Raw genomic sequence first — 24,994 nt, 5'->3', positions numbered from 1 at the left:
GTTCCCGATGAGCGCGAATCCGGGGCCGGCCCCCGTTCGTCCCGTAACGGCGTCCCGTAGGGGCATCCTCCCGGTGTTATAGGGAAGTCGACATGTTTGTATCCCGATGGCGCCGCTCTACCCTCAGCTCGATCGGCACTCATCGATTATCGCCACGGACGTCGATGATCGGGTGCCGGTCGGAGGGAGGTAGAAGATGGGTCTTCCACGTAGGTCCCTACTCGTCGGGGTGGCCACCATGGCCATGGTGGCCACCGCCACGCCCGCCATGGCCGCCGAGCCCGTCGGCACGATCCGGGCCGCGGGCGGCGCCACCGCCGTGGCCGACAGCTACATCGTCGTCTTCAAGGACGCCGCGGTCGCCCGCGCCACCGTCGGTGACACCGCGCAACGGCTGGTCGGCCGGCACGGCGGCACGGTGGCCCGCACCTACGGCGCCGCGCTGCGCGGCTTCGAGGTCCGGGTCGGCGCCGGGGCCGCCGCCCGGATCGCTGCGGACCCCGCCGTGGCGTACGTCGAGCAGAACCACACCGTGTCGATCGCCGGCACCCAGACCAACCCGCCGTCCTGGGGCCTGGACCGGATCGACCAGCGGGCACTGCCGCTGGACAGCTCCTACACGTACCCGAACACGGCGAGCAACGTGCACGCCTACATCATCGACACCGGCATCCGGTTCAGCCACAGCGACTTCGGCGGCCGGGCCACCTCCGGCTTCGACGCCGTCGACGGGGGCTCGGCCGACGACTGCAACGGGCACGGCACGCACGTCGCCGGCACCGTCGGCGGCTCGGCGTACGGGGTGGCGAAGGGCGTCCAGCTGGTCGGCGTCCGGGTGCTCAACTGCCAGGGCAGCGGCACGAACGCCGGCGTCATCGCCGGTGTCGACTGGGTGACCCAGAACGCGGCCAAGCCGGCCGTGGCCAACATGAGCCTCGGCGGCGGCGCGAACAGCACGCTCGACACCGCCGTGCGGAACTCCATCAACTCGGGCGTGAGCTACGGCCTGGCGGCCGGCAACGACTCGGGCGGGAACGCCTGCAACACCTCGCCCGCCCGGACCGCCGAGGGCATCACCGTCGGCTCGACGACCAACACGGACGCCCGATCCTCGTTCTCCAACATCGGCACCTGCCTGGACATCTTCGCGCCCGGCTCGTCGATCACCTCGGCGTGGTACACCAGCGACTCCGCCACCAACACGATCAGCGGCACCTCGATGGCGACGCCGCACGTGGTCGGCGCGGCGGCCCTGGTGGCCAGCGCCAACCCGTCCTGGACGCCGCAGCAGGTCCGCGACTACCTGGTGAACAACGCCACCAACAACGTGGTGGGCAACCCGGGCACCGGCTCGCCGAACAAGCTGCTCTACGTCGTCAACGACGACACCCCGCCGACCAACGACTTCTCCGTCTCGGTCTCGCCGACCTCCGGCTCGACCGCGCCGGGCGGCTCGGTGACCGCCACGGTGGCCACCGCCACCACCAACGGCTCGGCCCAGTCGGTGAGCCTCTCCGCGAGCGGGCTGCCGTCCGGGGCGACCGCCTCGTTCAGCCCGGCCACCGTCACCTCGGGCGGTTCCTCGACGCTCACCATCAGCACCTCGGCGAGCACGGCGCCCGGCACCTACACCGTGACGGTGACGGGCACGGCGGCCTCCGGCAGCAAGAGCGCCACCTACTCGCTGACCGTGACCGGCACCGGCGGCGGCTGCTCCGGCACCAACGGCACCGACGTCGCGATCCCGGACACCGGTGTCACGGTGAGCAGCTCGATCCCGATCTCCGGGTGCGCCCGCAACGCCTCGTCGGCCTCGACCGTCGCGGTGAACATCGTGCACACCTACCGCGGTGACCTCGTCGTCGACCTGGTCGCTCCGGACGGCTCGTCCTACCGGCTGAAGAGCAACAACATCTGGGACGGCGGGGACAACATCAACACCACCTACACGGCGAACCTGTCGAGCGAGGCGGCGAACGGCACCTGGCAGCTGCGGGTGCGGGACGTCTACGCCGGCGACAGCGGCTACATCAACACCTGGACCCTGACCCTCTAGCTGAGTGCAAGGAAGGGCCCCTTCCTATCGCCTGGTGCATAGGAAGGGGCCCTTCCTAACGTCTGCCGGTTCTCCGGTCAGACGGCGAAGGTGGACGGCCGGTCGGCGGCCGGGGGCGGCGGGACCGCCTTCCACAGGCCGGTCTTCTGCCCGGCGAGCCGGGCCAGGTAGGCCGGGTTGAGGATCACGTACCGGCGCCACAGCCGCTTCGGCTCCAGGCCGAGGCGCCAGAACCACTCCAGGCCGGCCCGCTGCATCCACGGCGGCGGCTGGCGCAGCAGTCCGGCGTGGTAGTCGAAGGCCGCCCCGACCGCCATCATCGGCATGTCCAGCAGCGGCCGCATGGCGTACGCGAAGACCTCCTGGCGCGGGCAGCCCAGCCCGACCAGGACGAGCCGGGCGCCGCTGGCCTTGATCCGGTCGGCGATCTCGACGTCCTCGCCCGGCTGCACCGCCCGGAACTTGGACGGCTCCACGCCGGCGATCTTGAGGGCCGGGAACATCCGCTCGAGCGCCGGGATCAGCTTCGCCAGGGTCTCCTCCGTCGAGCCGTAGAGGTAGACCGGGAGGCCCTCGTCGGCGAACCGGGAGAGCACGTGCAGGGTGAGCGTGGGCCCGTAGACCCGGTCGGTGAGCCCGGCGCCGTGCAGCAGGTTGAGCGCCCAGCGCACCGGCTGGCCGTCGGGGGTGACCACGTCGAAGGAGTTCAGCCGGGCGTTGTGCGCCGGGTCCAGCACCCCGGTCATCACCCCGTGCACGGCCAGCGCCGTCAGCGCCAGCGGGCGGCGCTCCTGCGCGGCCGCCACCACCTGCTCGGTCGCCGCGGCGTAGTCGGTGGCGTCGACCAGGACGCCGAGGACGTTCCGCTTGCCCCTGGCGGTCATGCTGCCGGCACCCACTTGTCCACGTTGGCCTCGTAGATCTCGCGCATGATCATGGGAACGTCGTAGACCTGCTTCCATTCCGGGTAGTCGGCCTGGAATGCCTCGTTCGAGCCGATCCACCACTTGTGGTCGCCGATCCGGTTGGCCTCGACGTACTCGGTGACCATCTCCTGGCCGGTGATCTGCTCGGCCAGCGCGAACGCCTCCCGGTTGGAGATGTTGGAGTGCCGGCCGCCGCCGAGGTTGTAGACCGCCGCGGAACGCGGGTTGCGGAAGAACGCCTCGAACGCGGAGACCACGTCCGAGCTGTGGATCGCGTCCCGCACCTGCTTGCCCTGGTAGCCGAAGATCTTGTACGTCCGGCGCTCCATGTTGGCGCGCATCACGTACCCGAGGAAGCCGTGCAGCTCGGTGGCCGAGTGCGCCGGCCCGGTCAGCGTCCCGCCCCGGAAGCAGGCCGTCCGCATGTCGAAGTAGCGGCCGTACTCCTGCACCATGACGTCGGCCGCGACCTTCGAGGCGCCGAAGATCGAGTGCAGGCAGCCGTCGATGGACATGTCCTCGCGGATGCCCTGCTCGTACGGGTGGCCCGGCTCGATCTCCCACCGGGTCTCCAGCTCGACCAGGGGCAGGCTGTTCGGCCGGTCGCCGTAGACCTTGTTGGTGGAGCAGTGGATCACCGGCGCCTCGATGCAGTGCTCGCGCACGTTCTGCAGGACGTTGAGCGTGCCGGCGGCGTTGACGTCGAAGTCGGTGAACGGGTCGCGCACGGCCCAGTCGTGCGACGGCTGGGCGGCGGTGTGGATCACCACGGCGACGGCGCCCGCGTACCGCTTGAAGAGCTTGCCCAGCGCGGCCCGGTCCCGGATGTCGATGCTGTGGTGCGAGTACGCGCTCCCCAGCTCGTCGGTCAGGCGCCGCACGTTCCAGGCGGTCGAAGCCTCCTCGCCGAAGAACTCCTGCCGCATGTCGTTGTCGATGCCGACGACGTCGAGACCGAGGCCGGCGAAGTGCCGGACCGCCTCGGAGCCGATCAGCCCGCCCGACCCGGTCACGAATGCGACACTCACACGCCACTCCTGGTCCTCGGAGGCAGAATCCATCGGAGCATAGCGTGACGTACGGCACGGCCCCGATACGCCGCGAGGGCCCCGCATCGCTGCGGAGCCCTCGCGTATCGGTGGGGAAGGGGGGAGTTGAACCCCCACGCCCTTTCGGGCACACGGACCTGAACCGTGCGCGTCTGCCATTCCGCCACTTCCCCGTGGCCTGACCTCGAACACTGTAGTCTGTGCCGGTCCTGCTGTCTCCAGCGGGCCCCGGACATCCTACGTGGTCCGTGATCGTTGCGTCGATCGGTTACCGTCCGTCGAGGCGGTACCGTTCTCGGCGGACGAAAGACTAGCACGACGACAACGGCCCCACCGAACGGGCCGCCGCCAGCCGGCCGAGCGGCGTGTGAGCTGCGGACGCTCCGGCCGGATACCATCATGTCCTCGGGACCCGAGGAGGAGCCGGTGAGCGTGCTGCAACGCTTCGAGAAGCGTCTGGAAGGCCTGGTCGAGGGAGCCTTCGCCAAGGTCTTCAAAGGGGTGGTCCACCCCGTGGAGATCCTCAACGCCATGCAGCGGGAGGCCGAGGCGCACAAGGCGATCCTGGCCGGTGGGCGCACGTTGGTGCCCAACCGCTACGTGATCGATCTCTCGCCCTACGACCACAGTCGGCTGGCGCCGTACGCTGCCGCGCTGGCCCAGGAGCTGGCCCAGTCGCAGGCGGAGTTCATCGGCGAGCAGGCCTGGACGGTCTACGGCGACGTGATCGTCGAGATCGAACGCGGCGAGGGGCTGGACACGGGCATGTTCCGGGTCACCGCCGAGGTCTACACCGGCGGCGAGGTCGCCCCGGTCTCCGCGCCCGGCTACGACGCCGGCCCGCCCGCCTACCCGGCGTACGACCAGGGTGGCGGCTACGGCCCCCCGCCCGGCCACGGCGGCAGCCGCAACGTGCGGCTAGTCTCCGGCGACGGGCGCACCTATCCCCTCCAGATGGGCTCGACCGTGATCGGCCGCGGCGACCAGGCCAACCTTCGCCTGCCCGACGTCGGCATCTCGCGGCGACACGCCCGGCTGGACTTCGACGGCGGCCAGGTCGTGCTGACCGATCTGGGGTCGACCAACGGCACGATGGTCAACGGCCAGCGGGTCTCCGCCGTCGCGCTCAACCCCGGCGACATGATCCAGCTCGGCACCACGACGCTGACCTTCCGCGTGGACGGCTGATCCGCCTTGCCGGAACTCGTCATCACCGTCGCCCGGTTCGGGTTCCTCATCCTGCTGTGGATCTTCGTGTTCACGGTGGTCGGCGTGATCCGCCGGGACCTGTTCGCGGGGGCCCGGTCGGGCCGGCTGGTGGCCGCCCCGCGGGCGGTCGGGGCCTCGCTCGGGCAGGCGGCGAAACCGGCGAAGGCGAAGCGGGGCAGGGCGGCGCACCAGCTCGTGGTCACCGCCGGTCAACTGGCGGGCACGCGGATCACCCTCGGTGAAGCGCAGATCACCATCGGTCGGGCCGAGGACTCCACCCTCGTCATCACCGACGACTACGCCTCGGCGCGGCACGCCCGGCTGGTGCCGCGAGACGGGCAGTGGTTCGTCGAGGATCTTGGCTCGACTAACGGCACCTACCTGGATCGCGCTAAGGTCACCGGACCAACCCCCGTCCCCCTCGGCGTGCCGATCCGGATCGGCCGCACTTCTCTCGAATTACGGCCATGACTCTGACCCTGCGCTATGCGGCCCACAGCGACCGCGGTCTGATCCGAGACGGTAACCAGGATTCCGTCTACGCCGGACCGCGGCTACTCGCCGTCGCCGACGGCATGGGCGGCATGGCCGCCGGTGACGTCGCCAGCAACATCGTCATCGGTGCCATGGCGCCGCTCGACGAGGACGTCCCGGGTGACGCCCTCGTCGACGCGCTGCGTTCGGCCGTGGGCACCGCCAACCAGCAGCTCCGCGACACCGTGGACGCCAACCCCCAGCTGGAGGGGATGGGCACCACGCTCACCGCCACCCTCTTCTCCGGCAGCAAGCTGGGCATGGTCCACATCGGCGACTCGCGGGCCTACCTCCTGCGCAACGGCGAGTTCGCGCAGATCACCAAGGACGACACGTACGTCCAGATGCTCGTCGACGAGGGCCGGATCAGCGCCGAGGAGGCCAGCAGCCACCCGCAGCGGTCGCTGCTCACCCGGGCGCTGGACGGCCGCGACATCGACCCGGAATACAGCGTCCGCCAGGTGCTGCCGGGCGACCGCTACCTGATCTGCAGCGACGGCCTCTCGGGTGTGGTCAGTGCCGACACGATCGCCGAGACCATGCGCGAGTACGCCGACCCCCAGCAGTGCGTGGAGCGGTTGGTGCAGCTCGCCCTGCGCGGTGGCGGGCCGGACAACATCACGGTGATCATCGCGGACGCCACCGACCAGGACATCGTCGAGGCGAGCCCGATCGTCGGCGGCGCCGCGGCCCGGGACCGGGGCATGGCGACCTCCGCCGACGTCTCCACCCCGGCCGCCCGCGCGTCGGCGCTCTCCGCCCCCCGGCCCCCCGCCCCCGAGGAGCCCCCGGCCGGCGACGACGACGAGCCGGAACGCCCGAAGCGCCGGCCGGTGCGCGCCGCGGCGACGACGCTGGCGCTGCTGGTGCTGCTCGGCGGGGCCGTCTTCGGCGGCTGGAGCTACACCCAGCGGCAGTACTACGTCGGGGCGACGGAGGAGGGCCAGGTCGCGGTGTTCCGGGGCATCCAGGGCGAGATCGCCGGGATGGATCTCTCCACCGTGCACTCCACCAGCCCGGCCGACCTGGACGACCTGACCCTGGCCGCCCAGGAGCAGGTGAAGCAGGGCATCCCGGCCAAGAGCGAGCCGGACGCCGAGCGTCGGCTGGCCGAGCTGACCAGCGACAGCCCGACGAACCCGAACCTGAAGCCGATCTGCCCGCCCAGCCCGAGCGCGGTGGCCGTCACCACGACGCCGACGCCGACCGCCCGCCCGGCGACCCCGTCGCCGTCGGCCAGCGCGAGCCCGGCCGCCAGCGGCCGTCCGACCACGTCGGCCTCGCCGACCACCACGCCCGACGCCCTGCCCTCCGACACCGTCTCGCCGACGCTCGACCCGGCCACCTGCCGGTCGCCGGAGTGAGCGTCGGCTTCGAATCCGAGGACGATCCGTGACCGCAGCGGCCACCCCGGCACCCTCGCCCGCCACCACGGGCGAGCAGCCCGGCGTGCGCCTGGCCCGGTCCCGGCGTAACGCCGAGCTGTCGCTGCTGCTGCTGGCCATGGTGCTGGTGGCCGCTTACGGGGCGATGGTCGAGGCGAAGGTGCTCGACACCGTCACCGCCGACTTCTGGATGCCGGCCGCCGCGCTCACCGCGGTCTTCCTCGGCCTGCACCTGGTGATCCGGTTCCTGGCACCCTTCGCCGACCCTGCCCTGCTGCCGGCGGTCGCGCTGCTCAACGGCATCGGGGTGGGCTTCCTGCGCCGGCTCGACCTGGGCAACGCCGCCCCGGCCGAGCGGGCGGACCTGGCCATCTTCGCCGGCACGGGTGGCCGGCAGCTCGCCTGGACGCTCGCCTCGGTCATCCTGGCCGCCGGGCTGCTCGCCCTCATGCGCGACCACCGGTCGGTCTCCCGGTACGCGTACACCCTGGGGTTGGCCGGCATCGTGCTGGTGATGATCCCGGCGGTGCTGCCCAGCCGCTTCTCCGAGATCAACGGCGCCAAGCTGTGGGTCCGGGTCGGCGGCTTCTCCATCCAGCCCGGCGAGTTCGCCAAGCTGGCGCTGCTGGTCTTCTTCGCCTACTACCTGGTGCGCAAGCGCGAGGTGCTCTCGCTGGCGAGCCGCCGGTTCCTCGGCATCGACTTCCCCCGCGGGCGGGACCTCGGCCCGGTGGTCGTGGTCTGGCTGATCAGCCTCCTGGTCCTCGTCTTCGAGAAGGACCTCGGCACGTCGCTGCTCTACTTCGGCATGTTCGTGGTGACGCTCTACATCGCCACCGAACGGGTCAGTTGGCTGCTCATCGGCTTGGTGCTCTTCTTCGGCGGCGCCTACCTGGCGTACGTCCTCGGCGACATCGTCGGCGGGCCGTTCGCCAACTTCTACCTGCGGGCGCAGATCTGGCTGGACCCGTTCGCCGACCCCTACGAGGACGGCTACCAACTGGTGCAGGGTCTGCTCGCACTCGGCACGGGTGGGTTGTTCGGCGCCGGCCCGGGCGGCGGCCAGCCCGGCCTGCTGCCCGAGGTGCAGAACGACTTCATCTTCGCCGGCCTCGGCGAGGAGATCGGGCTGTTCGGCCTCTCCGCGCTGCTCGTCGTCTACCTGCTCATCGTCGAGCGGGGGCTGCGGGCCGCCCTGGCGGTCCGCGACTCGTTCGGCAAGCTGCTGGCCGGCGGCCTGGCGTTCACCCTCGGGCTCCAGGTCTTCGTGATCGTCGGCGGGATCAGCAAGCTCATCCCGCTGACCGGCCAGACCACCCCGTTCCTCTCCGCCGGTGGCTCCTCGCTGATGGCCAACTGGCTGCTCATCGCGGTCCTGCTCCGCGTCTCCGATGGGGCCCGCCGCCCGGTCGCCGGCGGGGGCGGCAAGGCGGCCCGACCGTCCGGCGGCCCGCCGGAGCAGCTGCACGGTGCCCCCACGGAGGTGATCAGGCCGTGAACGCACCCCTGCGCCGCGTCGGCGTCGTCGTGATGGTCCTCTTCGGGTTGCTCTTCGCCAACCTGAACTGGATCCAGGCCTACAAGGCCGACGAATACCGCACCAGCGACTACAACGGCCGGGTCCAGGTCGCCGAGTACGAGCGCAAGCGCGGCAACATCGAGGCCGGCGGCACGGCCCTCGCCACCAGCAAGGAGACCAGCGGCGAGCTGAAGTACCAGCGCACCTACCCGGGCGGCGCCAAGTACGCGCACGTGCTCGGCTACAAGCCGGTCAACCTGGCCGACACCGGCATCGAGAAGTTCGAGAACGACTTCCTGGCCGGCACCAGCGACCAGCTCTTCATCGACCGGTTCAAGGACATGTTCACCGGCGACAAGACCGGCGGCGGCAACGTGCTGCTCACCCTCTCCAAGCGGGCCCAGGACGTCGCGTACGAGCAGTTGCGCAACAACCGCAACGACGTCCCGAAGGGCGCGGCGATCGCCATCGACCCGCGTACCGGGGCGGTGCAGGCGCTGGTCTCCATGCCCAGCTTCGACCCGAACCCGCTGACCGGCCACAACACGAACGAGGCGGCGGCCGCGCACAACGCGCTGGAGCAGAACCCGAACGGCCCGCTGAAGAACCGGGCCCTCGGCGAGGTACTGCCCCCGGGTTCCACCTTCAAGATCGTGGTGGCCGCCGCGGCGCTGGAGAACGGCATCGGGCAGGACACCAGGATCCCGGCCGGGTCCAGCTACACCCCGCCGACCTCGGGCACGCCGATCCGCAACGCGGCGGCGTCGATCTGCCCCGAGGACGAGGTCACCCTGATGAACGCGGTCACCGAGTCGTGCAACACGGGCTTCGCGCAGCTCGGGGTCCGGCTCGGCGCGGACAAGATCAAGGAGAAGGCCCGGCAGTTCGGCTTCGAGCAGGAGGACCTCACCGTCGGCCACCTCGGGGAGGGCGGTTATCCGGTGGCGGCCAGCCGCACCGGCAGCATGGAGAACGCCGACGGCGGCGACGACCCCGCCGCGCTCGCCCAGTCCTCCATCGGCCAGCGCGACGTCCGGATGACTCCGCTGCAGGGCGCCCTGATCGCCGCCTCGGTCGCCAACGGCGGCAGCCAGATGCGGCCGTACCTGGTGCGCCAGCTCCTCGGCCCGGACCGCACCACCAGCTACTACACGGCCAATCCGCGGGAGCTGCGCCAGCCGGTCAGCGGCCAGGTCGCCGGCGACCTGCGGGACATGATGGTCAGCGTCGTCGAGAACGGCACCGGCGAGAACGCGCGGATCAACGGCTACACGGTCGGCGGCAAGACCGGCACCGCGCAGTCCGCGCCGGACCGGCCGGACCACGGCTGGTTCATCGGCTTCGCGCTCGACAAGGACGGGAACCCGGTTTCCGCGGTCTGCGTCATGCTGGAGCAGGCCGGCCCGGGCGGCAGCGCCGAGGCGGCCCGGATCGCCGGGCAGATCATGCGTGCCGCCATCGCCGATCCCGGAGGCCGCTGACATGCTCAGCCCCGGGGTGCAGCTCAGCAACCGCTACCGCCTCGACGAGCGGATCGCCAGCGGTGGCATGGGCGACGTCTGGCGCGGCACCGACCAGGTGCTCGGCCGGACGGTCGCGGTCAAGAGCCTGCTCCCCGCGCTGCTCGACGACCCCGACTTCGCCGAACGGTTCCGCGGCGAGGCCCGCACCATGGCGACGATCAACCACCCCGGCGTGGTCGACGTCTACGACTTCGGCAACGACCAGCAGATCGCCTTCCTGGTCATGGAGTACGTCGAGGGCGACGCGCTGTCGGCCACCCTGGCCCGGGTGGGCCGGCTCACCCCGGCCCGCACGATGGCGCTGGTCGCCCAGGCGGCCGACGCGCTGCACGCGGCGCACGTGAAGGGCATCGTGCACCGGGACGTGAAGCCGGGCAACCTGCTGGTCCGGCCCAACGGCACCCTGGTGCTGACCGACTTCGGCATCGCCCGGTCGGACCTGGTCGCCCAGCTCACCGCGGCCGGCTCGGTGCTCGGCACCGCCTCGTACATCTCCCCCGAGCAGGCCACCGGCGGCGTCGCCACGTCCGCGTCCGACGTCTACGCGCTCGGCGTCGTCGCGTACCAGTGCCTGGCCGGCCGGCGGCCGTTCGAGGGCGACAACCCCCTCGAGATCGCCATGCGGCACGTCCGGGAGGCCCCCCGCCCGCTGCCCGCCGACATCCCGCCGCAGGTCCGGGCCGTGGTGGAGCGGGCCCTGGCGAAGGACCCGGCGGCCCGCTGGCCCAGCGCCGCCGCGCTGGCCGGGGTGGCCCGGCAGCTGAAGGCCCAGCTCTCCCAGCAGGCCCGCGCCGGTGGTCGGCCGATCTCCGCGGCCCCGGCGTCGCCCGCCGCGCCGCCCGGCCGCGCCCAGGTGCCGGCACCGGCGGCGCACCCGCGGGTCGTCCCGCACCGGCCGCCGGCCGCCGCCCCGCAGCCGCAGCGCCCGCCCGTGGCGGCACCCCGCCCGGCCGTCGTGCCGCACCGCCCCACGACCGTCGCGCCCGCCGCGTCGGTGCACCGCCCACCCGTGGCCCCGCCCGGCTACCCGCGCGGCGCGGCGACCGTGCCGCCGGCCCGCCCGATGGCGTACGCGGGGCAGGCCGCCCCTCCGGCGCCCCAGCCCGGCGGGCGAGGGTCCCGGCCCGGGATGGTGTTACTCGCCATCCTCCTGGCCGTACTGGTCCTCGTCTGCTCCGGCGTGATTTCCTACAAGGTGCGGGAGTCGCAGCAGTCCGGCGCAGCCGGCGCGGTCACCCCGCAGACGGTGACGTCCGGCGTGCTGCGGCCCGACGGACGCGACGATCCGGCCCGGACGTCGTACCGTCGACAGGAACTGCCCCGGCCGGGCGGCGACGAGACGACGAGCGAAGGACGACAGACGCGATGACAGCGCAGGCCCGCCTGCTCGGTGGCAGGTACCAGGTCGGCGAGCTGCTCGGCTACGGCGGCATGGCCGAGGTGCACCGCGGTCGCGATCTCCGGCTCGGTCGGGACGTCGCGATCAAGATGCTCCGGACCGACCTCGCCCGGGACGCCACCTTCCAGATGCGGTTCCGCCGCGAGGCGCAGAACGCTGCGTCCCTCAACCACCCCGCGATCGTGGCCGTCTACGACACCGGCGAGGAGACCGCGCCGACCGGCGAGACGCTGCCGTTCATCGTGATGGAGTTCGTCAACGGGCGGACCCTCAAGGAGGTCCTCGGCGTCGAGGGGCGGCTCCAGCCGCGCCGGGCGCTGGAGATCTGCGCCGACATGTGCGCGGCGCTGGAGTTCAGCCACCGGCACGGCATCATCCACCGGGACATCAAGCCCGGCAACGTGATGCTCACCCAGACCGGCCAGGTCAAGGTGATGGACTTCGGCATCGCGCGGGCGCTGGCCAGCGGCGCCACCACGATGACCCAGACCAGCGCGGTGATCGGCACGGCGCAGTACCTGTCGCCCGAGCAGGCGCGCGGCGAGGCGGTCGACGCCCGGTCCGACGTCTACGCCGCCGGCTGCGTGCTCTTCGAGCTGCTCTGCGGCCACCCGCCGTTCGTCGGCGACAGCCCGGTCAGCGTGGCCTACCAGCACGTGCGGGAGGCCCCGCCGACGCCGAGCGACATCAACCCGGACGTCAACCCGGCCGTCGACGCGATCGTGCTCAAGGCGCTGTCGAAGAACCCGCTCAACCGCTACCAGAGCGCCGGCGAGATGCGGGCCGACCTGCTCCGCGCCGCCGCCGGCCGCCCGGTGCTGGCCACCCCCGTGCTGCCGCAGGACGAGACGACGCGGGTCGTCCCGGCCGGTGCCGGCTACCCGGCCGCGCCCGGCGCACCGCAGACCCGGCAGATCCCCGCCCGGGTCGGCGACCCGCGCCGGCGCAGAGCGTCGTCCTGGCTCATCGCGACCTTCGCCGCGGTGGGCGTGCTCGCGGTGATCGCCCTCGTCGCCGCCCTGCTGAACCAGGGCGACGACAAGGTCACCGTCCCCACGGTGACCGGCCTGACGCAGCAGGAGGCGTTCACCCGGATCCAGCAGGCCAACCTGGTGCCCAGGGAGGGCGAGCAGCACTTCGACGCCACCTGCAAGAAGGGCCAGGTGGTCAACCAGACGCCGGCCGCCAACTCGGCCCTGGAACCCAACGGGGAAGTCGTCGTCCAGGTCTGCGGCGGCCCGGCCACGAAGGCCATCCCGACGGGCCTCACGGGCTCCAGGTACGAGACCGCGAAGGCGCGGCTCGAGGAGGCAGGCTTCGAGGTCAGGAAGGTCGAGAAGGACAGCGCCGACCAGGAGGGCATCGTCCTGGCGGTGTCGCCCGAGGAGGGGAAGCAGGTCGCCGAGAAGACGCTCGTGACCCTCACCGTCTCCAGGGGCAACGTCGGCCAGGTGCCGAACGTGGTCAACTCCACCGAGAAGGACGCCAAGGACGAGCTGAGGGCCGCCGGCTACGAGGTCGACGTCGAGCAGGGCCGGGAGGTGCCGGCGGCCGAGGCCGGGCGGGTCCTCTCGCAGAACCCGCGACCCGGCAGCAACCTTGCGAAGGGCAAGACGGTGACGATCGTGGTCAGCGTGCCGCAGGTCGAGCCGACGCCGTCCGACACGCCGAGCCCCACGCCCAGCGGCACACCCTCCGGCGGTGGCGGCGGCTTCCCGCTGTTCCCGACCACCCCACCGGCCCGGCTCTCCGAGCAGTGACCCCCGGCGGGTGACGCCCCACCGGGATCCGTCGGCCGGGCGTCTGCCGGCCAGGTCCGTCGGCCGGGCGGATGCTCGCCCGGTTCGGGCCGTGCTGCGCACAGAGAGGACGAACGGGGTGGATGCGAGGGTTCCCGCCGGACGTCACTCGTGAGAGGGGCGACGGGCCCGGAGGGTCCGGCGAACCGGTGGCGGCGACGCCTGACCCGCGCGGCGGTTCTCGCTCTGGCCGCGCTGCTGCTCGCCAGTCTTCCCTGGCTGTGGACCACGGTCGCCGCCCGCGGCCACGTGTACGACGAGGCCGGTGCGCCGGCCGCCGACGTCGTGATCGTCCTGGGCACCGCAGTGGCGGCGGACCGACGCCAACCGGGCGACCGGCTCACCGGCCGCCTCGAAACCGCCGCCGAGCTGGTGCACAGCGGGCGGGCGCGGGTGATCCTCGTATCGGGCGACGGGGGTGGCACCTCCGGTGACGAGCCGGCGGTGATGACCTCCTACCTGACCGAGCGGCTGGGTGTCGATCCGCGTCGCGTCGTGGCCGACCCGTTCGGCCTGGACACGTACGACAGCTGTGCCCGGGCGCGCGACGTGTACGGGATCGAGCGGGCCCTGATCGTGACCCAGTTCTACCACCTGTCCCGGGCGGTCACGCTGTGCCGGCACCTCGGCCTCGACGCCGACGGAGTGACCGCTCGCTGTCCCGGCTGCGGGCCCGCCCTGCTCGTGGGGAAAGCGGTCCGGGACTACTTCGCCAGCGGCAAGGCGGCATGGGACGCGGTGCGACGCAGGCCGCCCGCGGTCCGCTCGCCGACCGACCCGGCGGTGCAGGACGCGCTGAAGGGCTGACCACGCCTTTCGCGGGTTCCGTCGAGGGTCGGGGGCTCGGCGTGGGCAGTCCTGCCCGCTCAGCCAGCGGCGAAGGCGGCGCGGCGGCGCGCGTCCACCTCGGCGGCCAGCTCCGGGGCCCGCTCCAGTGCCTCCAGGTGACCGCAGGCGGCGAGCCAGTTCGCCAGCATGAGGTGGCCGCCCTCGGTGAGTACGGACTCGGGGTGGAACTGGACGCCCTCGATCGGCAGCGTCCGGTGGCGCATCGCCATCACCACCCCGGAGCCGGTCCAGCCGGTGACCTCCAGCTCCTCGGGCAGCGTCTCGGGCAGCACCGCGAGCGAGTGGTAGCGGGTGGCGGTGAACGGGTCCGGCAGGCCGGCGAGCACTCCGACGCCCTGGTGGCGGACCTCGGAGGTCTTGCCGTGCAGCAGCTCGGGGGCGCGGGTCACCGTGGCGCCGAACGCCTCGCCGATCGCCTGGTGCCCCAGGCAGACGCCGAAGATCGGCAGCTCGCCCGCGTACCGGCGGATGACGTCGAGGCAGATGCCGGCACGGTCGGGGCTGCCCGGACCGGGCGACAACAGGACGCCGGCCGCGCCGGCCCTGCCCACCTCGGCGACCTCGATCTCGTCGTTGCGCCGGACCTCGCAGTCCACGCCGAGCTGGCCAAGATACTGCACGAGGTTGAACACGAACGAGTCGTAGTTGTCGATCACCAGGACACGCATCAGGGGGCTCACTCGTCCGGGGAGGGGGGCGGGGTGTTGTTCCGTTCGGTGTCGTACGGCAGGTCGTGCCCGTCGCCGGGCGTCGCCTCCCCGTCGCCGGGCACCACGCCGACGTCGCCGGGTTCGCCGGACTCCTGGGTGACCTGCACGTCGTCGAAGGGCAGCAGGGGCTCGGCCCAGGGGAAGACCACGTACCAGAGCAGGGCCACCATCGCGCTGGCGATCAGCAGGCTGCCGACGAGCTTGCCGGGCAGCCCGAAGGGGAGTTTGCGCCAGATCCAGCCGTACACCGCCTAGCCTCCCAGTTCCGCCGGTCGACCCGCCGACTTCGGCTGGGTACGCGCCAACTCGGCGTGGATGATCAGGCGCTGGTAGTTGTCGAACTTCGGGTTGCACGTGGTCAGGGTGAGCATCGACTTGGTCGCCTTCGCCCCGGGCTTGCCCGGCACGGGCGCCACCACCTCGACCTGGGTGGGCCGGACGATCCGGCTCTGGCTCACCTTGTAGACGTACCAGTCGGTCTTGCTCTCCACCACGATGGCGTCGCCGTCGTTCAGCTCGTCAAGTCGCCAGAAGGTGGCCCGGTTGCGGTGCCCGGCGACGGAGAAGTTGCCCACCTGGCCCGGCAGGGCGCTGGACGGGTAGTGGCCGGGCGCGTACCGGATGTCCTTCTGGGTGACGCCCTCGACCACGACCCAGTTCTTGTCCAGCTTGGGGATGTAGAGCCCCGCCATCGGCTTGCCCTGCACCGGCGGCTTCGGCTTGGTGGGCGCGCTGGCCGACGGCGCCACGGTCGGGTCGCCGTCCGGCCCCCACGCCTGCGCCAACTGCTGGCTGAGGTCGTTCTGGTGGGCGTCGACGATCGCCGACTTGCCCCACACCTCGTAGCCGGCGAAGAGCAGCACCACCATGCCGAAGGTGATCAGCACCTCGCCGGTGATCCGGATGCCGGCGCGCAGCCGGGAGGCCAGCGACGGCCGGGTCAGCTCCGAGTAGACGCTCTTGTAGCCCTCGCCGGTCTGCTCCGGCCGGAGCTGGACGACCCGTTCGCCCCGGCGTGGCCGGGGTTGCTCGGTACCGGCGTCGGGGATATCGGGTTCGTCCGTCTTCGGGGGGCGCGGCACGGCCCCCATCAGGGCGGTCGACTCGAACAGGGCCGCCGAGCCGGCCGGCGTACGCCCGGAGACGGCCGGGATCACGGCGGTGGCTCCGGGGTCGGCGGAGCGGTCGGGGACGGTCGGCGAAGCCGGGATGGACGTCCCCCCGACGGCCGCGCCGCTCTTCGGGATGAAGGCGGTCGGCCCGTCGGTGGCCGGCCGGTCGCCCTGGGCGGCGGCGCGGTCTACGGGTGGCCGGAGCGACCGTTCGCCGCCCTGCCCGGAGGCCCGGGTGGCGTCCGGCTGCCCGACGGGGCCGGCCGGCGGCGCCGGGTGCGGCGGGTGCGGCGGGGCCGCCGGCCGGAGCTGGCCGGCGCCCGACCACGGTGGTGGGGCGGGGGCACCGCGGCCGGCGGCGCCGGTGGGCGGGCCGAAGTCCACGGGACGGGCCGGCGAGTCGACGTCTGAGCGGCCGGTGGATCGGCCGAAGTCGCTCGGGCCGTGGTCGGCGGGGCCCGGGCGGCCGAAGCCGGCAGGGCCGTAATCGGCGGGGCCGGAGCGGCCGGAGCGGTCGTGGTCGGCGGGGCCGGGACGGCCGAAGTCCACGGGGCTGGGGCGGCCGAAGTCCACGGGGCCGGGGCGGCCGAAGCCGGCAGGGCCGTGGGCGGCAGGTCCGGGGCGATCGGGCCCGAGGCGGTCCGGGTCGGCGGGCCGAGCCGGGTTGACGGTGGTGCGGGCCTGGTCGGCGCCGGGGACGAACCGGCCGGGGTTCGCGGGACGACCGGGCTCCCGCGCGGGGCCGCCCGGGCGCGCCGGGTCGCCGGGCCGGGCGGAATCGGCGGGGCGGGCGGAATCGGCGGGGCGGGCGGGCCCGGCGAAACGGGCGGGGTCGGACACGGCGCGCGTCCATTCGGCGGGTGGGCCGCCGGTCGGGCGGCCGTCGCCGACCGACGGGCCGGGACCGTGCGGGCGCGACGCCGGGGAGCGGGGCGGCAGTGTCGGCTCCGGCCAGGCTCCGGCCGGGGCGGGACGATTGACCTTGGGCAGGAACTCCGTCGGGCCGTCACCGTGGTTGCGGTGCCGGCTGTCGGGCTCCTCCGACCAGTCGTCGCGGGTCACCGTGGCACCGCCGCCGACCGGAGCGTTGTCGAATCCTCGAACGCCGGCACGGCGACGGTGGAGACGGTCTCCTTGTAGCCGAGCTTGTAGTCGTCGACCAGGTCCCTGAACAACCGGACTCCCTCAGAGTCGGCGAGGGCCCGCTGAAGGGCAGCGGGATCGCCGATTGCTACGATCTTGAATGGAGGGGAGTACACCCGGCCGTGCAGCAGCAGGGTGTTACCGACGCAGCGTACCGCGCTGGTCGACAGCACGCGGACGTTCATGATGGACATGGCCTCGGCGCCACCCGCCCAGAGGGCGTTCACCACGGCCTGCACGTCCCCCTGGTGGACGACCAGGTCGTCGTTGGTGGCCCCGGCGGGCAGGGTCCCGTCGTTGCGGCGGGGCGCGTCGTTGAGTTCCACCGTCACCCCGGGGCCGCTGAGCGCGGTGAATCCGGCGGCCTCCCGGCTGGCGGCCGCCCGGTCCTGCTGCTCCCTGATGGGGCCGTCCGAGCTGGCCAACGCAGTGGTGCGGTCCTCGACCTCCCCGCGCAGCCCGGCGGCGCGTTGCTCGCCGGCCGCCACCTCCGCGCGGCGGTCCTCGATGAGCTGGTTGAGCTGGGGGCGCCGGTCCTCGCGCAGGGCGGTGCCGCCGGCGGTGGTCGCCGTGGTGGTGAAGAGCAGCCCGGCCGCGGCGGCGATCAGCGGCACCCCGATCGACCAGCCCGGTCGGCGCTGCCGCGGTCGCCGTGGCAGGAGGCCGGCGACCACCCGCCGGAGCACCTTCTGCCAGGATGCCGCGCCGGATGTGTACTCCACCGAGCGTTCCTTCCCCGTCGTCTGGTTCAGCCCGCGAGGTGGCGGGCCGGTGCGGCGACCCGAACAGTCCCGCCTTTTTCGGTCACTCCGAGCACCGGCCTGACCCCATTCGTGGCTTGGACGGGTCTTCGGGACTACGCTAGCTGTCGAACATTATTGGCCATGGACCGTCGCCCCCGCGCCCGGTTGTCAGGCCGGACGAGGTCGTCACCCCCTCTGGAGAGCGTCGTGCCCAAGTCTCAGGTCCGCAAGAAGAAGGTGTACACCCCGCCGACGGACGTCCGTCCGACGGCGACGGCGGCGACGCGCAAGCCTAGCCCGGTGTGGCTGCCGATCTCGGCGGTCAGCCTCATCGTCTTCGGCATCGGCTGGCTGGTGGTCTACTACCTCTCCGAGCAGGAGTACCCGGTCATGTCGTGGGGTTACTGGAACCTCGCGGTGGGCTTCGGCGCGATGGTCGCCTCCCTGATCCTGCTCTCCCGCTGGCGCTGAGCGGCCCCACCCGGCGACCGCCGGCGCCGGGCCACCCGAGCCGCTCTCGGCTCGGTGCAACCGTGCGGCGCGCACCTCTCGGTGTAGCCGTACGGCGGCCTGCCTCTCGGTGCGCAGCCGTGCGACCGCCAGCCTCTCGGTGCAGCCGTGCGCCGGTCGGCACCGAGCTGTCGACCAGTCGACCGATCCGGCCCCGCCGGGGCCGCCCGGGGCGGTGCCGCACGTGAGCGTGTCACTCGGCGGAGACCCTGCCCGGCGGTTTCGGGTCGGGCCACCTATGGTGTGCGCAGGGCGGCGCGGCCGGAGTGCGAGATCTCACGTTACCGATGGGTAACCTTGCGCGTAGGCTGCACTGCATGACCGAGCGGAGCGAGGTCATCGACCGGTCCGGTCGAGGGTGCGGTGGCGGCGGCTCGCCGACCGCCCCCTGATCCGGCCCCGGTCGCCGAGCCGCTCGACAGGCAGCAGACCGGGAGGCCAACTCGATGGGCAGCGTCCAGATCGTCACCACGATCCTCGCGGCCGCCATCACCGCCGTGGCGGTGTGGCTTGCGGTACGCGCGGTCATGAAGATGACGGCCGTCATCCGGCTCGGGCAATCCGCTCCGGAGCGGTTCAGCGACAAGGGCGCCCGCACCCGGAAGATGCTGGTGGAGACCCTCGGTCACACCCGCATGCTGAAGTGGAGCGTGGTGGGTGCCGCGCACTGGTTCGTGATGGTCGGCTTCATCGTGCTGTCGCTGCTGGTGCTCGAGGCGTACTTCGAGGTGGTCACCCCGACCGGTGGTCTGCCGATCATCGGGCACTGGACGATCTTCGGCCTGGGCACCGAGATCATCGGCGTGCTGGGCGTGGTCGGCATCGTGGTGCTGATGGCGATCCGCCTGCGCAACCGTCCGACCCGTCCGGGTGGTCGCTCGCGGTTCACCGGTTCGACGATGTGGCAGGGCTACTTCGTCGAGTGGATCGTGCTGCTGGTCCTGATCTTCGGGTTCGTGATCCGCGGCTTCAAGGTTGCCACCGACCACTTCGAGTACCCGCTCTGGGCCACCCCGGTCAGCCACGCCGTCGGCGCCGTGCTGCCCGACTGGCAGGCCGGGGCCAGCGTCGCGGCGCTCATCAAGATCGTCATCTCGATGACGTGGCTGATCGTCATCTCGCTGAACGTCACCATGGGCGTCGCCTGGCACCGCTTCCTGGCGTTCCCCAACATCTTCTTCAAGCGCGAGCCGGCCAAGCCGGCCGGTTCCGGCCTCGGCGCGCTGCGCCCGATGACCAGCCAGGGCAAGCCGCTGGACTTCGAAGAGGCCGACCCGGAGAAGGACCAGTTCGGCGTCGCCCAGGTCGAGCAGTTCACCTGGAAGGGCCTGCTGGACTTCAGCACCTGCACCGAGTGCGGCCGTTGCCAGTCGCAGTGCCCCGCCTGGAACACGGGCAAGCCGCTGTCGCCGAAGCTGCTGGTGCTGAGCCTTCGTGACCACGCGTACGCCAAGGCGCCGTACCTGCTGGCCGGCGGCGGCAAGGACCTGACCGGCGAGGAGAAGGCCACCGCCGCGCAGCTCGCCCACGTCGACGTGCTCGCCCTGGCCGAGGGCGACAAACCGCTGATCGGCACGGCCGAGGAAGGCGGCGTCATCGACCCGGACGTGCTCTGGTCCTGCACCACCTGCGGCGCCTGCGTCGAGCAGTGCCCGGTCGACATCGAGCACGTCGACCACATCGTCGACATGCGCCGCTACCAGGTGCTCATCGAGTCGAGCTTCCCGTCGGAGGCCGGCGTGATGCTGCGCAACCTGGAGAACAAGGGCAACCCGTGGGGCGCCCCGCAGAACACCCGCGAGGACTGGACCAAGGGCCTGGACTTCGAGGTGCCGCGGGTCGGCGAGGTCGACGACTTCGAGTACCTCTTCTGGGTCGGCTGCGCCGGCGCGTTCGAGGACCGGGCCAAGAAGACCACCCGGGCGGTCGCCACGCTGCTCAACGAGGCGGGCGTCAAGTTCGCGATCCTCGGCGAGGGCGAGACCTGCTCCGGCGACCCGGCCCGCCGGATCGGCAACGAGTTCGTCTTCCAGATGCTCGCCCAGCAGAACGTCGAGACCCTCAACGAGGCGTTCGAGGGCCGGGAGAAGAGCAAGCGCAAGATCGTCGCCACCTGCCCGCACTGCTTCAACACGCTCGGCAACGAGTACGGCCAGCTCGGCGGCGAGTTCGAGGTGGTCCACCACACCCAGCTCCTGGCACACCTGGTCGCCACCGGCAAGCTCACCCCGGTGCAGCCGGTCGACGGCGGCGTGACCTACCACGACCCCTGCTACCTGGGCCGGCACAACCGGGTGTTCGCCCCGCCGCGCGAGGTGCTGGGAACCGCCATCGCCGGCGAGCTCACCGAGATGCCGCGCAACAGCGAGCGCTCCTTCTGCTGCGGCGCCGGCGGCGCCCGGATGTGGATGGAGGAGAAGATCGGCAAGCGGATCAACGTGGACCGGGTCGAGGAGGCCATGTCCACCGGGGCGCGGACGGTCGCCGTCGGCTGTCCGTTCTGCTCGACGATGCTCAACGACGGGGTGAACGGCAAGGGCGCCGGCGAGCAGGTCGAGGTCGTCGACGTGGCCAGCGTGCTGCTCCGCTCGGTGAAGCCCGAGCAGGCGCCGGGTGACAGGGAGACCGCGCCGGTCGCTGGCTGACGCGTACCTCCTGGAACGCCCGACGGCGGCGGCACCGCGAGGCGCCGCCGCCGTCGTCGTTCCGGAGACGGCGGTGGTCACGATGGCGGCGGTGGCGGCCGTGGTCGTGGCCAGCAGCGCGGCCGCCCGGGTCCCCTCGATCGCCTTCCGGGTCGCGGCGGACGCCCAGTCCCCGGCGGCGATCTCGGCCAGCGGCGCTCGACGTGCGAGAATCGCGCCGAGGTGAGACGAGCATCGATGGCCTGCTGCTGACCACGCTGCTGCCCCTGGTCGGGTTCTTGCTGCTGACCGGCGGCAACGCGTTCTTCGTCGCGGCCGAATTCGCCCTGGTCACCGTGGACCGGCCCGAGATCGAGCGCCGCGCGACCTCGGGCGAGGGCCGGGCCGCGACCGTACGCCGGGCGCTGCGGGAGCTCTCCTTCCAGCTCTCCGGGGCGCAGCTCGGCATCACCCTCACCGCCCTGCTCACCGGCTACCTGGCCGAGCCGGCACTGGCCCGGCTGTTCACCCCGCTGCTGCGGCCGGTCGCCGGGGACGCCGCCGACCGGTTCACCCCGCTCCTCGCCCTGGCCCTGGCCACCCTGCTCTCCATGCTCTTCGGCGAGCTGGTCCCGAAGAACCTCGCGCTGGCCCGGCCGATGCCCACCGCGCTGGCCACCGCCGGCCCGATGCGCGCCTTCTCCCGCACCTTCGGCTGGCTGATCAGGGCGCTCAACGACTCGGCGAACCGCCTGGTCCGCGTGCTGGGGGTGGAGCCGCAGGAGGAGCTGGCCAGCGCCCGCTCGCCGGAGGAACTGGGCCTGCTGGCAGCCATCTCGGCACGGGCCGGCGCGCTGCCGCCGGACACCGCGATGCTGCTGCGCCGGACCATCCGCTTCGGCGACAAGCGGGCCGCCGAGGCGATGACCCCGCGGGTGGACGTCGTCGCGCTACGCGCCACCGCCACGGTGGCCGAGCTGCTGGCGCTGTCCCGGCAGACCGGGCGCACCCGCTTCCCGGTGTACGAGGAGACCCTCGACCTCGTGACCGGCGTCGCCGGGGTGCCCGACGCGCTGGGTGTGCCGCCGGCCAGGCGGGGCTCGACCACGGTCGGGTCGGTGGCCCGCGAGCCGGTGTACGTCCCGGAGAGCCTGGACCTCGACGGGGTGCTCGCCGCGCTCCGGGTGGCCGGCGCCGACCTCGCCATCGTCGTCGACGAGTACGGCGGCACCGACGGGGTGGTCACCACCGAGGACCTGGTGGAGGAACTGGTCGGCGAGATCGCCGACGAGTTCGACCCGGACGCGGTGGACGACGCCGGCCCGGTCGAGCTGACCGTGCCGGGCGGGGAGCGGACCGTCCTCGTCGACGGGGTGCTGCGCTCCGACGAGCTGGCCGAGCAGACCGGTTTCCGGCTCTCCGAGGGGCCGTACGAGACGCTCGCCGGGTTCCTGATGGCCCGGCTGGGGCACATCCCGGTGGCCGGCGAGACGGTCGAGGACTCCGGCTACGAGTTCACCGTCGTCGAGGTCGAACGGCACCGGATCGAGCAGGTCCGGGTGGTTCGCCCCGAGGAGCCGGGCGACGATGCCTGAGCTGCTGGTCACGGTGGCGCTGCTGCTCGGCAACGCGTTCTTCGTGGGCAGTGAGTTCGCGCTGATCGCGTCCCGGCGCACGGTGGTCGAGCCGTTGGCGGCCACCTCGAAGCGGGCCCGCTGGGCGCTGTCGGCGATGAACCAGATCCCGCTGATGATCGCCGGGGCGCAGCTCGGCATCACCATCTGCTCGCTGGGGCTGGGCGCGATCGCCGAGCCGGCCCTGGCGCACCTGTTGGAGCCGGCGTTCCACGCCGCCGGGCTGCCCGACCGGGCGGTCCACCCGGTGGCCTTCGTGCTCGCCCTCGGCGTGGTGGTCTTCCTGCACACGGTGGTCGGCGAGATGGTGCCGAAGAACATCACGCTGGCCGGGCCGGAGCCGTCGGCGCTCTGGCTGGGGCCGGCGATGCTGGCGTTCTGCCTGGCCACCAAGCCGCTGCTGCTGGCGATGAAGTGGGCGGCCCGCCGGGTGCTGGGGCTGTGGCGGATCGAGGCCACCGAGGCGGTGAAGACGGTGTTCACGGCCGAGGAGCTGGCCGGGCTGGTGGCGCAGGCGCGTACGGAGGGTCTGCTCGACGCCCAGGAGCACGCCCGGATCACCGGCGCGCTGGCCCTGCACAGCCGGACCGCCGCCGACGCCCTGCAACCCTGGTCGACGGTGACCACCGTCGCCGAGGACGTCTCGCCCGCCTCGCTGGAGGTGCTGGCCACCCGGACGGGCCGGTCCCGCTTCCCGGTGGTGCAGCGGTCCACCCGCCGGGTGCTCGGCTTCGTGCACGTCAAGGACGTCCTCGGGTACGCCGGGGTGAGCCGGCGCGCCCCGGTACCGGCGGAGGTCTACCGGCCGCTGGCGGTGGTGCCGCCGGACCGTACGCTCGCCGACCTGCTGCTGTCGATGCGCCGCGAGCGGAGGCACATGGTGCTGGTCAGCGACGGCCGCCGCCCGCTCGGCGTGGTGACGTTGGACGACGTATTGACCGCCATCGTCGGTCGCCGGGCCGACACCCTTGGTGCGCAAACGGTTGCGCAGGCGTGATGTGAACGATGGTCGCCTTGATTCCGCCCGGCGCCTTCCCTAGTGTTGGGCACCGGCCGCTGTGGGTCGTCTGTCTCGCCCCTCTTTCCTCGTGCGAGGCGCCCGGCGGTCGGGTTGCAAAAGGAGTCGGTGCCGGTGGCAACCATGCCCCCTCATCGTCACGCACCGGGACGGTCTGCTCGTCCGGGTGGCCTGCGCAGGGCCGCCCACCGTCTGCTCACCCTCCTCGCCGCCGCGGTCGTCGGCGTCGGTGTGCTCGCCGCGCCCGCGTACGCCGAGCCCTCGGTCGACGAGATCGAGGCCGCGATCGACAAGAAGTGGGAGCAGCTCGAGCCCACCATCGAGCAGTACAACAAGGTGCGGGCGCAGCTGAAGGTCAACCGCAAGAAGTCGGCGGACCTGCAGAAGAAGATCCAGCCGTTGGCGCTGGAGACCGAGTTGGCGATGGACCGGGTCGGTGACCTCGCCGCCCGTTACTACATCACCGGCCCGTCGCAGGAGATCGGGGCGCTGCTGGTCAGCGCCAAGCCGGACACGCTCAGCGAGCAGCTGACCCTCCTGGACCGGCTGGCCGCCCAGGAGCGCAAGCAGCTCGAGGGCGTCACCAAGGTCCGCGAGAAGTTCGACGCGGAGAAGCAGAAGCTCGACGCGCTGATCGTGGCGCAGACCAAGCAGCAGAACGACCTGGCGGCGAAGAAGAAGCAGATCGACGCCGACATCAAGAAGCTCGAGGCGTCGCTGCCGGTGACCACCGTCAAGACGGAGAAGTGCCCGACCATCAACGGCGTGGTCAGCGAGGCGGCCCGGACCGCCATCAAGACCGCCTGCGCCCAGGTCGGCGACCCGTACGTCTGGGGTGCCACCGGCCCCAACTCGTTCGACTGCTCGGGTCTAACCCAGTACGCCTACAAGGCGGCGGGCATCCACCTGACGCACTTCACCGGCGCCCAGTGGAACGAGGGCAAGGCCATCCCGCGCTCCGAGGCACGCCCGGGTGACCTGGTGTTCTTCTTCAGCGATCTGCACCACGTCGGCCTCTACCTCGGCAACGACAAGATGGTGCACGCGCCCCGGGCGGGCAAGCCGGTCAACGTCTCCAGCATCAACACGATGCCGGTGGCCGGGTTCCGCAGGCCCGGCTGATTCCGTAACACGCATGGAAGGGCCCCCGGTCGAGACCTCGGGTTCTAGGGATCGTTGCAACGCCTGACGTGATCAGGGGTTGCAGTGTTCGAGATCCGTGGGGATCGCAGGCCGCAGGGTCCGAAGAAGC

The 24,994-nt window shown here is 72.2% G+C and carries 21 protein-coding genes and 1 tRNA gene; 15 read left to right on the top strand and 7 right to left on the bottom strand.

The features are described 5' to 3' along the window. Positions 1 to 196: 196 nt before the first annotated feature. Positions 197 to 2,056: a S8 family serine peptidase gene (locus tag AB0G14_RS21625; protein ID WP_357699997.1), complete on the top strand. Its 1,860-nt coding sequence runs from the start codon at positions 197 to 199 to the stop codon at positions 2,054 to 2,056. Positions 2,057 to 2,133: 77 nt separating this feature from the next. Here AB0G14_RS21625 and AB0G14_RS21620 read toward each other — a convergent pair whose 3' ends face one another. The 3 genes from AB0G14_RS21620 to AB0G14_RS21610 form a co-directional block, all read right to left on the bottom strand. After that, positions 2,134 to 2,940, bottom strand: a complete 807-nt coding sequence (locus tag AB0G14_RS21620) for a WecB/TagA/CpsF family glycosyltransferase (protein ID WP_357699995.1) — start codon at positions 2,938 to 2,940, stop codon at positions 2,134 to 2,136. Then, positions 2,937 to 4,010 (bottom strand): NAD-dependent epimerase/dehydratase family protein, encoded by a 1,074-nt coding sequence (locus AB0G14_RS21615; RefSeq protein ID WP_357699993.1) that lies wholly within the window; start codon positions 4,008 to 4,010, stop codon positions 2,937 to 2,939. Before AB0G14_RS21615 ends, AB0G14_RS21620 begins: the two co-directional genes overlap by 4 nt. 111 nt (positions 4,011 to 4,121) lie before the next feature. Continuing rightward, positions 4,122 to 4,204, bottom strand: a tRNA-Leu gene (locus tag AB0G14_RS21610). Between the two features lie 226 nt (positions 4,205 to 4,430). On the opposite strand from AB0G14_RS21610, the gene AB0G14_RS21605 reads away from it, so the two are divergent. The 8 genes from AB0G14_RS21605 to AB0G14_RS21570 all read left to right on the top strand — a co-directional run bounded on the left by AB0G14_RS21605 (position 4,431) and on the right by AB0G14_RS21570 (position 14,206). Next, positions 4,431 to 5,219: a DUF3662 and FHA domain-containing protein gene (locus tag AB0G14_RS21605; protein WP_091100240.1), complete on the top strand. Its 789-nt coding sequence runs from the start codon at positions 4,431 to 4,433 to the stop codon at positions 5,217 to 5,219. 6 nt (positions 5,220 to 5,225) lie between these two features. Continuing rightward, on the top strand, positions 5,226 to 5,711 hold the full coding sequence (locus AB0G14_RS21600; RefSeq protein WP_111134465.1) for an FHA domain-containing protein: 486 nt from the start codon (positions 5,226 to 5,228) through the stop codon (positions 5,709 to 5,711). After that, positions 5,708 to 7,138, top strand: coding sequence for a PP2C family serine/threonine-protein phosphatase (locus tag AB0G14_RS21595; protein WP_357699990.1), 1,431 nt, complete (start codon positions 5,708 to 5,710; stop codon positions 7,136 to 7,138). The genes AB0G14_RS21600 and AB0G14_RS21595 overlap by 4 nt, the downstream gene beginning before the upstream one ends. 139 nt (positions 7,139 to 7,277) lie before the next feature. Further along, positions 7,278 to 8,657 (top strand): FtsW/RodA/SpoVE family cell cycle protein, encoded by a 1,380-nt coding sequence (locus tag AB0G14_RS21590; RefSeq protein ID WP_357450615.1) that lies wholly within the window; start codon positions 7,278 to 7,280, stop codon positions 8,655 to 8,657. Then, the gene (locus AB0G14_RS21585) at positions 8,654 to 10,159 is read left to right on the top strand and encodes a penicillin-binding transpeptidase domain-containing protein (protein ID WP_357699988.1); all 1,506 of its coding nucleotides are present in this window, start codon (positions 8,654 to 8,656) and stop codon (positions 10,157 to 10,159) included. The genes AB0G14_RS21590 and AB0G14_RS21585 overlap by 4 nt, the downstream gene beginning before the upstream one ends. Position 10,160: 1 nt before the next feature. Continuing rightward, on the top strand, positions 10,161 to 11,570 hold the full coding sequence (locus AB0G14_RS21580; RefSeq protein WP_357699986.1) for a protein kinase: 1,410 nt from the start codon (positions 10,161 to 10,163) through the stop codon (positions 11,568 to 11,570). After that, a complete protein-coding gene (pknB, locus tag AB0G14_RS21575) occupies positions 11,567 to 13,360 on the top strand; it encodes a Stk1 family PASTA domain-containing Ser/Thr kinase (RefSeq protein WP_357699984.1) in 1,794 nt (597 codons plus the stop codon). The genes AB0G14_RS21580 and pknB overlap by 4 nt, the downstream gene beginning before the upstream one ends. A gap of 150 nt (positions 13,361 to 13,510) precedes the next feature. Next, positions 13,511 to 14,206, top strand: coding sequence for an ElyC/SanA/YdcF family protein (locus AB0G14_RS21570; RefSeq protein ID WP_357699982.1), 696 nt, complete (start codon positions 13,511 to 13,513; stop codon positions 14,204 to 14,206). A gap of 59 nt (positions 14,207 to 14,265) precedes the next feature. Here the strand turns inward: AB0G14_RS21570 and AB0G14_RS21565 are convergent, their stop codons facing one another. Genes AB0G14_RS21565 through AB0G14_RS21550 form a run of 4 tightly spaced genes read right to left on the bottom strand, consistent with a single transcriptional unit; the run spans position 14,266 to position 17,935 of the window. Next, a complete protein-coding gene (locus AB0G14_RS21565; RefSeq protein WP_357699980.1) occupies positions 14,266 to 14,916 on the bottom strand; it encodes an aminodeoxychorismate/anthranilate synthase component II in 651 nt (216 codons plus the stop codon). An 8-nt stretch (positions 14,917 to 14,924) separates the two neighbouring features. Beyond that, complete coding sequence (locus tag AB0G14_RS21560; RefSeq protein ID WP_350702311.1) at positions 14,925 to 15,206, bottom strand: hypothetical protein; 282 nt, start codon at positions 15,204 to 15,206, stop codon at positions 14,925 to 14,927. 3 nt (positions 15,207 to 15,209) lie between these two features. After that, positions 15,210 to 17,132 (bottom strand): class E sortase, encoded by a 1,923-nt coding sequence (locus AB0G14_RS21555; RefSeq protein ID WP_357699977.1) that lies wholly within the window; start codon positions 17,130 to 17,132, stop codon positions 15,210 to 15,212. Then, entirely contained in the window at positions 17,129 to 17,935 is an 807-nt protein-coding gene (locus tag AB0G14_RS21550) for a DUF881 domain-containing protein (protein WP_357699975.1), read from the bottom strand. The genes AB0G14_RS21555 and AB0G14_RS21550 overlap by 4 nt, the downstream gene beginning before the upstream one ends. Before the next feature lie 228 nt (positions 17,936 to 18,163). Here AB0G14_RS21550 and AB0G14_RS21545 point away from each other — a divergent pair, with 228 nt between their 5' ends. The 6 genes from AB0G14_RS21545 to AB0G14_RS21520 all read left to right on the top strand — a co-directional run bounded on the left by AB0G14_RS21545 (position 18,164) and on the right by AB0G14_RS21520 (position 24,864). Then, on the top strand, positions 18,164 to 18,427 hold the full coding sequence (locus AB0G14_RS21545; protein ID WP_350702307.1) for a cell division protein CrgA: 264 nt from the start codon (positions 18,164 to 18,166) through the stop codon (positions 18,425 to 18,427). A 485-nt stretch (positions 18,428 to 18,912) separates the two neighbouring features. After that, positions 18,913 to 21,111, top strand: a complete 2,199-nt coding sequence (locus AB0G14_RS21540) for a (Fe-S)-binding protein (RefSeq protein WP_357699973.1) — start codon at positions 18,913 to 18,915, stop codon at positions 21,109 to 21,111. Continuing rightward, positions 21,080 to 21,337, top strand: a complete 258-nt coding sequence (locus tag AB0G14_RS21535) for a hypothetical protein (RefSeq protein WP_357699971.1) — start codon at positions 21,080 to 21,082, stop codon at positions 21,335 to 21,337. Before AB0G14_RS21540 ends, AB0G14_RS21535 begins: the two co-directional genes overlap by 32 nt. 34 nt (positions 21,338 to 21,371) lie before the next feature. Next, a complete protein-coding gene (locus AB0G14_RS21530; protein WP_357700074.1) occupies positions 21,372 to 22,685 on the top strand; it encodes a hemolysin family protein in 1,314 nt (437 codons plus the stop codon). Next, a complete protein-coding gene (locus tag AB0G14_RS21525; protein WP_357699969.1) occupies positions 22,678 to 23,721 on the top strand; it encodes a hemolysin family protein in 1,044 nt (347 codons plus the stop codon). Before AB0G14_RS21530 ends, AB0G14_RS21525 begins: the two co-directional genes overlap by 8 nt. Before the next feature lie 129 nt (positions 23,722 to 23,850). Further along, complete coding sequence (locus tag AB0G14_RS21520) at positions 23,851 to 24,864, top strand: NlpC/P60 family protein (RefSeq protein WP_357699967.1); 1,014 nt, start codon at positions 23,851 to 23,853, stop codon at positions 24,862 to 24,864. The last annotated feature ends 130 nt before the right edge of the window (positions 24,865 to 24,994 follow it).

It is taken from the genome of Micromonospora sp. NPDC023814 (genome assembly GCF_040639595.1).
Lineage (GTDB): Bacteria > Actinomycetota > Actinomycetes > Mycobacteriales > Micromonosporaceae > Micromonospora.
This window is presented reverse-complemented; position numbering and strand designations above follow the sequence as displayed.